We start from the raw sequence: 12,505 nt of genomic DNA on the forward strand, positions 1-12,505 counted from the left end.
TTAATATTGATTAATATTATGTCCGGATGAACAGTTATAAATAATTAGGGAGGAGAAACTTTTTCTTTTGCTGGCGCACAACTGCATTAACGTGTAAGCAGAACGGAGTTTTATCGTTAATTAAACGGACATAAAATAAAATAAAATTTTATATTTGCTTTATCTTTTTCCTATTTTTTCGGTCAAAAAAACTGTATCAAAAAATACAAATCATCTGGATTGTATTTTTTCTTAACATCAACAAAATTCTCTTGACACTCGGATAGATCGATGAGTAGGATGGGCTTGTTAGATTTAATTCAATGTCACAAAGGTACGTCCCCAAAAAAATTAGTTAAAAATTGATGACAGCTAACCAAATCAAACACCTTAACTTTTCTGGTGGGTACATAGACGCGAAGTATGTGGAAAATGTTGAAAACTATCACATTTATAACCGCACTATTGTTGTCAACCCTCAAGAGTCAGATGCTTACATCAATGAAACTAACCTAAGCATTATTCCAGCTTTCTCATCAACTATCCTCAGTGATACAGTCATAAAAGAAGCAAAATCTCTACTTTTGCTTGAGGTTGTAGAAACAAAAAACATTGGTAAGATTGTTTTTGAGTCTGGGTGGGATCTATTAGGCAATTTTCCTGGTTCCGACTTTCCTAAAGATGTACCCCTTTGGAAGTCTCCCCAAGATGAAGCGGGTATCATAGAGGTCGATCCATATTTTATGGCAAGGCAATCAACAAACCCAACTCAGCAAGAAAAATTTGCTGTCAAGGTCAATCTATGGTATGCCCCTTCCCATACTGATTGTGCTATCCACAATCAACATGACTTTTTGGAGATTCATACCCAAATCTTTGGACAAGGACGAATGCAAAAGTTCAAAGTCAAAAAGTTTGATACTCTCTATGAAGATTTGATTATGACTGAGGGATATACTCAGATCGTTCCCTTTTGTGAAGTCCACGAAAATCAGAAATACACATATCCGTGGCATCAGTATTATTCAGACACAGATTGCATCTGGATGGCGATAGAGTATCACCCAAAAAAAAATTCTAACTAAGGAGAATAGTCATATTATGTCCAACGAAATTTTTCCCAGCGATCGCGTATACAAATTTCTCAAGGTAGAAGAATATTTTGACCGCTACAAAGAATGGGATCAACTGGGATCGGTAGTAAGTCATTCCTTCAATAAGGATACAAAGACTTTAAGCCTGAAATTCAAGAAGGCCAATGGCAGTGATTGCCTGATGTTGATCGAGGTGGTTCAGAACGATACATTGCGGGTGCGCTTTAACCCAACCAAATCAACGGAGGCAGAATACAGCAGTTTCAGTCACTTGCTGGAACACCGCAACTTCGACGAGGCGGATGAGGAAATCAGGCAACAATATATCTTCGATCTAGATTGCAAAGAAAGTAACGGCCAGATCGTCTTGACAACGAAGTCGGAATCTAACTCCATCGTGATGAAAGTAGTAGTCACCTTGGCTCCCTTCGGAATCATAGTATTCAATAGCTCCCCATCCAATGCGGAATATGCAGAAATTCCAGTATGGCAAACCGCAGAAACGCCAATTTACTACACTCCCCATTCACTAGACCCCAATAACCCAGAAGATTATGCCATCATCCAAGCGGTGAAGAAACCTGCCAATGGTAAATATATTGGGTTTGGCGAACAGGGGGGAACCAAACTCCAAAAAAATAGCGACCAGTTAAATTATTTCAACTTTGATAATATGCGGTATCGACAGGTCTACAATCGTGGACCTTTAGATAACCGCGAGCCTCTTTACCACTCGGAACCCTTCTTTTACGAGTTCAATGGCATTCCCGGCAGTAAGAACGTCAATGCGGTGCTACTGGACAACCCCACTCAAGTCTTCATCGATATTGGCTATAGCAACTCCGGTCGCTATATGTTAGGCACCCGCTTTGGGGACATGGACTACTACCTGTTCTTGGGAGAAGACCCTAAAAACATCTTGGATAGCTTTACCGCAATTGTTGGTCGCGCCGAGTTGAAACCACGTTACGCCCTAGGATATCACCAAGGTTGCTATGGGTACGAATGTGCGGCAGACCTCAAGTGGGCTGTAGAAAAATATCGGCAGTATCAAATTCCTCTTGATGGTCTGGCGGTGGATGTGGATATCCAAGAAAACTACCGGACTTTCACCATCAAGCCTGATTACCAAACGAATAAGAACAACCCCTCTGAGCAAACCTTCGGCAGTCACAAGGAAATGTTCAGTTGGTTGCGATCGCAAGGTGTTAAGTGCAGCACCAACATCACTCCCGTTATTAGCAGCCAAGATAAAGACAACCCAGGTTATTACTCAACTTACAAAGAGGGATTAGAGAAAGGCTACTTTATCACAGACCAGCGGTACGATGCAGACAATCCAGACAGCAAATACTACCAACTGTGGGGTCTCTATGGTCCCGGAACAGAAGGCTGTCCCAATAATGGCTGGGTTGAAGGTGACAGTTACAATAGTGGCCAAGCTTACATCGGTGAAGTGTACTACGGACCAGATTCCAATGGCAACGATATGGGAAGCCCAGGTCACTACTCCGATTTCGCCCGTCCAGAAGTTCGTGAATGGTGGGGCAAGCAATATACATATCTGTTCGATCAGGGTCTAGAATTTGTCTGGCAGGATATGACCACCCCGGCGATCCGGCAAAACCGTGGGGATATGAAGGGCTTACCATTCAAACTGCTGGTTAACAGCGACTTTGAAGGAAAAGTGGAGTTGAAGCCATCCCTCAAAGTCTGGAACCTGTACTCCTACAATCTGCACAAAGCCACCTACGAAGGACTGAATAAACTGCCCGGACGGGAAAACACGCGTAACTTTATCATCGGACGGGGTAGCTATGTTGGTTCTCACCGATATGCAGGTTTGTGGACTGGGGATAACTCTTCCGACTGGGATTTCCTCCAGATGAATATTTCCCAAGTCCTCTCTCTAGGTATGCACGCCTTGGCAATCACCGGTCAAGATATCGGCGGCTTTGAAGAAGCAGCTTATGATAGTGGCAAGTGGGCGAATCCAGAACTGCTGATCCGCTGGACTGGTGCAGGAGCTTTCTTACCCTGGTTCCGTAATCACTACGTTCGTAAAGGGCGCAAAGAGTTCCAAGAACCCTTCCAATATGTAGAGTGGTTTAATAACTATAAGGGTGGCAATATCCCAGAACCCCAAGATTTGTATCGGATGGTTCCCGACATTTGTCGGCATTACATTACATTGCGCTACCGGCTGATGCAGTTGTTCTATGATGCCTTGTTTGAGAACACCCTGGATGGAATGCCCATCTGTCGTCCTTTATTCCTCAACGATCCCCAAGACCAATCCCTCTACAATGATAAAGACCAATTCCTGAACAACGAATTCTTTGTCCGCAAGGATCTGCTCATTGCTCCAGTGTTACGTCCTCAATATGAAGACAACAATAATGGTCGGCGGGATGTTTATCTGCCCAAAGGTAGCGACTGGTATTGCTTTGTGGACAACGTTATGCCTCTTGGTGCTGCCACAGAAGGGGGCACAACGATACGGGATTTTGATGCCAACATCAATGTCAATGGCGATCACATTCACTTTATTGTTCCCATTTACGTCCGGGCAGGGGCAATCATTCCGACAATCGAAGTGGAACAATATGTGGGACAATTGAATGCAGAAGGTAAGCCTAATCCCATTACCCTGAATATTTATCCAGGGGAGCAAGGGGAATACAGTATGTATTTGGATGATGGTGTGAGCCGTTCTTCCGCCCCCAAAGCAGATGTGGACGATCCCAAGGCCAACGACGAATATCGCGAGACCAAGATTACTCACAGCTACACCAGCGAAAAGAGGCGGGAAATTAAAGTCGATCGCGTCCACGACGGGTATACGCCACCTTTTGAGAAGTATTTCTTCGTGGCAGTATTGCACGATCCAAGCGAGCAGCGGGGTGCTACTGGTCCGTTGAAGGGTATTACTATTAATGGTCAATATCTGGGAGCGTTATCCGGAGAAAGTTCAGAACAACTTAGCCAACAACTGCAAAATTCTGCCAGCAATGCTTGGTATTATAATCAGAACATCAACATCAGTTTCATAAAGGTGTTTGATTCTTCTGCTTCTATTTCGATCCAGGCAGATTATGTCTAAGAGGTTGTCTGAGACGTCCCATTTGCTACATCCAAGCCCCCTAAATCCCCCAATTTTGGGGGACTTTGTAGAAGCAAATTGACTCTTGTTCCCCCCAAAGTTGGCTTGCTCGGGGGGCAAAATTCAGTATCAAAAAACTTTTCAGATATCCTCTAAGATCGAGTTACATCAATAATTTAGGGAAGTTCTATGGAACTTCCCTACAAGTTTATGGAATTATTTCAAATTACCTTTATTAACAGGAGTTTGATTATGAGTACAGTAGATGAAACTAGACAAGTATGGGAAGAACACATTAAGGCGTGGGATGCAAATGACCTAGATGCCATTATGGTTCACTATACAGAAGATTCTATATTAATTCTCAATAATACAGTCAAAAAGGGTACTGAAGCAGTAAGAAATGTTTTTGATAATCTTTTTAAATTATTTAGTAATGGAGAGAATATAATCGCTCCTGCAGTAATTGAAGGAGAAATTATCTACATTACTTGGAATTTTACACCTACAGGTGATAACAGTTACTTTGGTACTGATAGCTTTGTTGTCCAAAATGGGATGATCGCATATCAAACTATTGCTTCTCTACTTTATGAAAAATACTCAGTAGTTTAATGAAGTCAGAAGTCAGAAGTCAGAAGTCAGAAGTTATTTTTGGAACAAGTTGCATAAATGCGCTTGGGATTTTATAGCGCTTTTCACATGGATAGACTACAGTTAGTATGGGCAACCCAAAAGCATTTTTCTACCCCCTACTCCCTACTCCCTACTCTAAGTGCCAAAAATAATTTTGTGGTCTACTCAAATGAAAAGCGCTGTAATAGTTTTGTGGAATGGGCATCTTTGATGTTTTCGGGACAGGTAGGATGGAGCAGGCAGGATGCCTGCCCCCACTTACCACTTATATTCATCCCGCCCCTCAGCAATGCTCCGAATTTAGTATTATCAATTATAGCAATGTGCGCTGGCATATTTACAAATTGCAGGAATTGTCCAATAGCTAAAAGTCTTATATTATCAGCTTTTTCTTCCCCCTATTGCCTATTGCCTGTTGCCTGTTGCCTGCGCACAGCGCTATAAATCCCACCAACAAAAGAATGAGGATTAAGAATATTTTGCGGGTCAAATTGTTGTTTAATTCGGCGCATTATCTCAAGACCATTTTGATTATAACCCCAAACATCTAGTTTTTCTTTTATCTCTAATGGTGCTGCTAAAACTGTAAGAAATCCACCTTTAGATTCACACCAACGCCGTAATTCTAGAAGAGTTTCAGAAGTAACAGAATTAAAATTTAATTCTCCCACACCACTACCTGCATGAATTAATCCGAAACCTGTTTCTAGTGCCGATCGCTCTAAAGTTTCTACAGCTTCCGTAGGAATGACTCCTATTTTACAAATTATTTCTGGATTTTGCTGAGAATGCCAGATTTTTTGTTTTAATTTTTGCCATAATTCTGCTTCATCATCATGGTAACAGGTGGAATTTAAACCTAAACTATCTGCCACTTTTAATAATTGATTTGATTGCTCTTCAATACTCTCTATTATGCTTTGAAATCTAACCATTAACCCCAAACCTTTACCTAAGTCTAATTGCTCTACTAATTTAGTTGAAAGTAAGTCAACTGCTACTGGTGTTAATGCTGAAGATAATAAAGTTTGAGTTGCTTTGGCAATGTTATTTTTTTCTCCTACTAAAACAACGGTACCGGATGCTTGTTGTATAGGATAAACTCTCAGAGTAACTTGACTAATGATACCTAATGTGCCATAAGAACCTGTAAATAATTTCATTAGGTCGTAACCTGCCACATTTTTAACTACCCGTCCTCCCGCTTTAGCAATTTTTCCATCCGATCGCACAAAACTTATACCCAGTAGCATATCTCGTACACCCCGGTAGCGTTGACGTAGGGAACCTGTATCAGCCGTGGCAATGATACCGCCAATAGTAGCAGTTTCTGGATAAGCAGGGTCGATAGCGATAAATTGACCTGCTTTTGCTAAGATTTCTTGTAATTCTGCATATTTCATCCCAGCTTCCACAGTCACAGTTAAGTCACCGACAGCGTGTTCAATGAGATGGTTGAGGCGATCGCTACTAACAACGATTATTCCTTGCTTGTTAGTAGTGGAGTCTACTTTCATTAACCCTCCCCAATGAACTTTACTACCGCTACCACAAGGTAATATTGCCCAATTATTTTTAGCACAGCAAGTAACTATGGTGGAGAGTTGTGCTTGAGTTTCTGGATAGACGATACAGTTAATGGTAGTGTCAGGAGCGATCGCCCATATGATTTGTTGTTTTTTTGCTTGGTCTATATCTTGCCACAAACTAATATTGTCTTTGCCGACAATAGTTGCTAATTCTTGTATGTTAAATGTATTTTCTTGGGAAATCACTATGATTAATTATGAATGGTATTTAGTTAAATTATTTTTTTTACAGGGATTTAAAATAATTCCCTTTTCTTTGTTATAGCACATTTGTGTAGTTTATTTGATTGACTTTTTGATGATTTTATGATATTGGTTTTATCTAATATTATATTCAGATGATTTAGATATATAGTGTTTCCCAAGGTCATAAGGTACAGTTATCTTTTTGTCTTTTTATTCTCTGTTCCCTCAAATTTCAGTCCAGTAGGGTGAGTTTTGCTGCGCAACATGTTTGCGGAGCATTCCGTCAGGAAAAAGCGGAACAAAGTGGAGCGTTACGCACCATTTTTGATGTTGCTGGTGCATTACGCTATCCCTAACAATACCCTACTAGACATCTCCAATAATAAAAAATAAAATCAATTATAGCACATAAATTATCAATTATTTCCCCCTACTCCCTCTTTTCTGGAGATGTCTACTAGCTATAAACTTATAGTAGTATATTAATATATTTCAAGCCCAAGGTTAATAAATACTAGGTATAAAAAAATTTTAATCTACTTTGTACTGGAGGAAAACTGGAGGAAACAAAAATTATGCTTACCACACTACAAAAAAGAAAATGGACACGCTTATTTCAAGTCTATGATGCCGATCGAAATGGTACAGTAGAAAAAGAGGATTTTGAAGCAATATTTCATAATCTTGCTAGAACGCGTAATTTAACTCAGGAAATGTCACAATACCAGCAGCTTTATGCAAAGTTTATGGAAGATTGGGAATATTTGCAACAAGATGCTGATAAGAATGGAAACGGTAAAATCGAGCTAGCAGAATGGCTCCAACACGCCGAGCGTCGCATCAATAGTCCAAATATATACCAAATACTTGTTGACATAGCAGATCGGGTTTTTGAGTTATTGGATCTCGATGGAAATGGGGTGATTGGTGTGAAAGAGTACAAAACTTTTTATTGGAGTTGGCGAATTCCTCCAGACTTAGCTATAGAAATTTTTCCGAAGTTAGACCTAAATGGTGATGGCAGTATAACTAAAAAGGAATTCTTGAAATTAGTTCGAGAATTTCATCGTAGTGATGATCCAGATGCTCGCGGAAACTCACTTTTTGCTTTCTATACTACCACACTGCAAAAAAGAAAGTGGACGCGCTTGTTTGAAGTCTATGATGCCGATCGAAATGGTGCAGTAGAAAAAGAGGATTTTGAAGCAATATTTCATAATCTTGCTAGAGCGCGTCATTTAACTCAGGAAATGCCACAATACCAGCAACTCTATGCAAAGTTTATGGAAGAGTGGGAATCTTTGCAACAAGATGCCGATAAAAATGGAAACGGTAAAATTGAACTAGCAGAATGGCTCAAATATAGTGAACGTCGGATCAATAGTCCAAATATATACAAAATAGTTGTTGACCTCGCAGATTGGGTTTTCGAGTTATTGGATCTCGATGGAAATGGGGTTATTGGCGTGGAAGAGTACAAAACTTTTTATTGGAGTTGGCGAATTCCTCCAGACTTAGCTATAGAAATTTTTCCGAAGTTAGATCTAAATGGTGATGGCAGTATAACTAAAAAAGAATTCTTGAAATTAGTACGGCAATTTTATCGTAGCGATGACTCTGATGCTCCTGGAAATTTATTTTTTGCTTATTACTAATATAGGAAATTCATTAGACCTCTCTGGAAAAAAGGGAGTAGGGACGTTGCATGCAACGTCCTTGCAGAGTATTTAGTGACATAGTGACAAAAAAACTTTCTTTCTTTAAAACCTTTCTTTCTCTTCTGCCCTCAGCATAGCTGCCTTCTGCCTTCCCTCCTCCAAAAACTATTCAACCAGACATGATATTAAACCTGACGATAAGCAATTACAGCATAAAAAGGGTCGCCTCCTCCTAAACCTAACATCTGCAAAAAACTAGGTACATTTGACTTCTGAGAAATTACCTCTACCTGACTAAAACCTGGCATACCATCAGCATTTTTTACACTGTCAAAATAACGCTTGACTAACTCTACTCTTCCACTTTCCGAACCATCTCGCCAAGCACTAATAGCCTTCTGATAAAACATTCGATTAGAAAAGCTAATAATTGCTATCCCGCCAGGTTTCAAAATTCGATAAATCTCATAAAATATAGCATCAGGATATTGCAAATATTGAATAGAAACACAATTAACAACAGCATCAAAATCTTTGTCAGGAAAAGGTAGTTTTAAATCCTTGTTTAAATTTTGAACAAAGTAATGATTTAATTGACGATTTTTAGCTAACTCTTCCTCATTCATACCATGGCCTTCAACATGAGCAAATTCTATATCCTGTGGTAAATGAGAAACCCAACTACTCATCATATCTAAAATTCGAGTATTAGGCTTCAAGCGATCGCGATATAAATTTGTCAACTGGTCGATAAACCCCTCATCCACATGAGTAACAAATCTAGGGTAAGAATAAAACAGGCGATCGTCAGAGTCGTCTAACTTCGTGCGTTGATTAGCTTGTAGTAACATAAATAGTCAAGGTGGGTTTACACTACACAATTTATTTTATCTGAATATTACGGATTGTAAAGTAAGCTATACAATAAAAAATGTATAGCAATAGCTAGAGCAGTTAGGACAAAGACTGTTCAATAATTGATAATGGATAATTGATAATGGATAATTGATAATTACCTCTCCCTAAAACGGAATTGATTGAATAAAAGGAAAATTTTTTCTCTCTTGGTCGATTGGATATGGCGAGGTTTCCTCGCCATCCCTCGACCGCTTGTTTCCCCTTGAAAGGGGAGGCTTTAAACCTATAATTATTTAATTATTAATTCTTCGGTAATGATCTTTAGGCGTTGCTGAATTGAAGTATGAATGCACAATTGTTTGGTTTTGCTCAAGCCTCCTAAATCCCCCATAATTGCGGGACTTTTAGAGTTTTCCCAAATTGGGGGGTTAGGGTAGCTCTGCATCATACCCAGAATCAGCAACACCGATCTTTAGACAGAGAAATGTTTTTCAATCTGTTGCCTGTTCCCTATTGCCTACTATACAACTTCAGTAAATCAAATATTAAACAAAAATATGACCACAACAACTGCAGAAAAAATTACAACCAAACTTCCTCCCCTTATTCCCCGTGAAATTTTGTTTGGCAACCCCGAACGTACCAGTCCAAAACTTTCCCCCGATGGCAAATATCTTGCATACATTGCTCCAGATGAAAAAAATGTCTTGCAAATATGGGTACGAACAATAGGTCAAGAAGACGATCGGCAACTCACCGCTGACAAAAAACGAGGCATTCGGATGTATTTCTGGACCTACAACGAAGACCAACTAATATATCTTCAAGATGCTGATGGAGACGAAAACTATCATCTCTATCAAGTCAATATTCAATCAAATATGGTGCGCGACCTCACCCCATTTCAGGGAGTCAAAGCACAAGTAATAGATTTAGATCATAATTTCCCCGACCAAATATTGGTGGGTCTAAACCTGAAAAACCCCCAAATTTTCGATGTTTACCGCATCAACCTCAATAATGGCGCAGTAGAATTTGACACCCATAACCCAGGCAATATTGTTGGTTGGACAGCTGATGCCAAATTTCAAATTCTGGCTGCAGCAACTATCACAGAGGATGGAGGTTCGGATTTACTGTATCGAGAAACCATAGAAAAACCTTGGGAAACTATGCGTCAATGGGGGCCAGATGAAGATGGAGGCCCTAGTTTCTTCTCCAATGATGGCAAAACTCTCTATATATCAGCTAACCATGATGCTAATGCCATACGTTTACTAGGTCTCGATCTTGCTACTCGTGAAGAAAAAGTAATTGCTGAAGACCCCCAATATGATATCAGTGGCAGTTTAACTCATCCTATTACTCGTGCCATTGAAGCAGTGGGTTTCTACAAAGATAAATTAGAATGGCAGATTCTAGACGATCGCATTACTGCAGATTTTGAATTTCTCAAGCAAGCACATACAGGTGAGTTTCGCATCATTAGTCGTACTCTCGAAGATAATAAATGGTTGGTAGCTTATTTTACTGATGACGGACCTGTTGATTATCATACTTACGACCGCGCTGCTAAAACTATAACTTTCCTCTTTAGCAACCAACCCCAACTCGAAGGTTTAGAGTTGGCATCAATGGAACCCATTTCCTACACTGCTAGGGATGGTCTAACTATTCATGGTTATCTGACTAAACCTGTAGGTGTTCCAACTCCAGCACCAGCAGTGCTTTTAGTTCATGGAGGACCATGGGCGCGGGATACCTGGGGTTATAGATCGCAAACTCAGTGGTTAGCTAACCGAGGTTATGTTGTACTGCAAATTAATTTCCGGGGTTCGACTGGTTACGGTAAAGATTTTCTCAATGCTGGTAACCGGGAGTGGGGAGCGAAAATGCACGACGATCTAATTGATGGAGTTAACTGGTTAGTTGAAAACGGTATTGCTGATAAGGAGAAAATTGCTATCATGGGTGGCTCTTATGGTGGTTATGCAACATTAGCAGGGTTGACTTTCACCCCGGAAGTGTTTGCTGCTGGCGTGGATATTGTCGGACCGAGTAATTTGATGACTTTACTGCAAACTATCCCTCCTTATTGGGAACCTTTGAAGAAAGTATTTTTCCATCGTGTGGGAAATTTGGAAACTGAAGCAGAATTTTTGCAGTCGCGATCGCCTCTGTTTTTTGTAGATAAAATTGAGAAACCTTTATTAATAGGCCAAGGGGCAAATGATCCAAGGGTGAAAGAGTCAGAAAGTACGCAAATTGTTAAGGCCATGGAGGATGCGGGTAAACCAATCGAATATGTACTATATACAGATGAAGGACATGGTTTTGCTCGTCCAGAAAACCGTTTACATTTTTACGCGATCGCCGAGGAATTTTTAGCAAAGTATCTGGGTGGAATATTTGAACCAGTAGGAAATATAGAAGGTCACTCTGGTGTAGTTCTGGAAAAGAGGTAGTAGGGAGTAGGGGAGTAGGGGAGAGATTAACAATTTAACGTTTGTAGTGCGGGCATCTTGCCCGCGATGAGATGAGTATACCTCTTAAAGAAGTCAGAAGTCAACCCACCCCTAACCCCTCCCAGGAGGGGAAGTAGGGGATTTGAGCAAGGAACCAAAAATATTACGCCTTGAAAGGGGGGATTTTAGACCCATGTTATTTTGATAACTTCGGAAGTTGCTGTAAATACATCCTCTTTTTTTGGTACTCATGGTATACAGCAAAAAGGAACACCTGGCACGGGAGCAAGATGCTCTCACTGCCGTCTCTGGTAACAAACATTGCTGGACAATGCACGACCATCCAAAAGTTTAAAACTCACACAACGCCAGATTTTTCCTTCTGTCCTAGATAACTAAAGTTTTCTTCCTTCTGCCTTTTGCCTTTTGCCTTCTTTAATTATTAATTATTCATTATTAATTGTTAATTGTTAAACCCTACTGTTCATCCTCATAAAAGCGATAAAAAAGATATTCATTTTGAAAGTCATGTTTATCTAATACATGATGAATTAACCCACGATCGATTAATAATTGACCAATGGAAATTGCTTCTTGTAAATTCAAATTTTGAGTCTTCATTAACCATTTTACTGCCTCAGAACCAACAAAACATTTTGAGTAAATACCCCATCGATGTCGGCGGTCTTTTATTTTTACTCCATGAGAACCACGCATTTCCTGAACTAAGGTATCTATGTCTGTATTATTAAGAATTTCACTATCGATATTATCTATGGTTGATATAGCTAAATGCTCCTCTTCATCTAGCTCTAAATCAGAAATTTTACTTTCCAGTTTATGTACAAAACTATCAGGATAATAAAGTTCTACAGGTTGGGGAGTATTTTTCTGCATCCAAGTCTGAATCATTTGCTCTATTTCTGGAGATTTTAAA

Annotated in this window: 7 protein-coding genes and 1 pseudogene; 5 read left to right on the forward strand and 3 right to left on the reverse strand. The window is 39.9% G+C overall.

What is annotated here, in order from left to right:
- The first annotated feature begins 344 nt into the window (after positions 1-344).
- The 3 genes from AC3DU7_RS11415 to AC3DU7_RS11425 all read left to right on the forward strand — a co-directional run bounded on the left by AC3DU7_RS11415 (position 345) and on the right by AC3DU7_RS11425 (position 4,791).
- A complete protein-coding gene (locus AC3DU7_RS11415; RefSeq protein WP_488039469.1) occupies positions 345-1,064 on the forward strand; it encodes a hypothetical protein in 720 nt (239 codons plus the stop codon).
- A gap of 16 nt (positions 1,065-1,080) precedes the next feature.
- Entirely contained in the window at positions 1,081-4,176 is a 3,096-nt protein-coding gene (locus AC3DU7_RS11420; RefSeq protein ID WP_488039470.1) for a TIM-barrel domain-containing protein, read from the forward strand.
- A gap of 252 nt (positions 4,177-4,428) precedes the next feature.
- Entirely contained in the window at positions 4,429-4,791 is a 363-nt protein-coding gene (locus AC3DU7_RS11425) for a nuclear transport factor 2 family protein (protein WP_488039471.1), read from the forward strand.
- A 419-nt stretch (positions 4,792-5,210) separates the two neighbouring features.
- Here AC3DU7_RS11425 and AC3DU7_RS11430 read toward each other — a convergent pair whose 3' ends face one another.
- Positions 5,211-6,593 carry an FAD-binding oxidoreductase gene (locus AC3DU7_RS11430; RefSeq protein ID WP_488039475.1) on the reverse strand — a complete coding sequence of 461 codons (1,383 nt, stop codon included), beginning with the start codon at positions 6,591-6,593 and terminating at the stop codon, positions 5,211-5,213.
- Positions 6,594-7,162: 569 nt separating this feature from the next.
- Between AC3DU7_RS11430 and AC3DU7_RS11435 the strand changes: the two genes are divergently transcribed.
- Positions 7,163-8,242 carry an EF-hand domain-containing protein gene (locus AC3DU7_RS11435; RefSeq protein ID WP_488039472.1) on the forward strand — a complete coding sequence of 360 codons (1,080 nt, stop codon included), beginning with the start codon at positions 7,163-7,165 and terminating at the stop codon, positions 8,240-8,242.
- Positions 8,243-8,430: 188 nt separating this feature from the next.
- Here AC3DU7_RS11435 and AC3DU7_RS11440 read toward each other — a convergent pair whose 3' ends face one another.
- A complete protein-coding gene (locus AC3DU7_RS11440; RefSeq protein ID WP_488039473.1) occupies positions 8,431-9,096 on the reverse strand; it encodes a class I SAM-dependent methyltransferase in 666 nt (221 codons plus the stop codon).
- 564 nt (positions 9,097-9,660) lie between these two features.
- Here AC3DU7_RS11440 and AC3DU7_RS11445 point away from each other — a divergent pair.
- A complete protein-coding gene (locus AC3DU7_RS11445) occupies positions 9,661-11,568 on the forward strand; it encodes a S9 family peptidase (RefSeq protein WP_488039474.1) in 1,908 nt (635 codons plus the stop codon).
- Between the two features lie 477 nt (positions 11,569-12,045).
- On the opposite strand, the pseudogene AC3DU7_RS11450 reads toward AC3DU7_RS11445, so the two are convergent.
- A pseudogene (locus AC3DU7_RS11450) lies at positions 12,046-12,505 on the reverse strand (hypothetical protein); the annotation flags it as partial.

The organism is Okeania sp. (assembly GCF_983059655.1).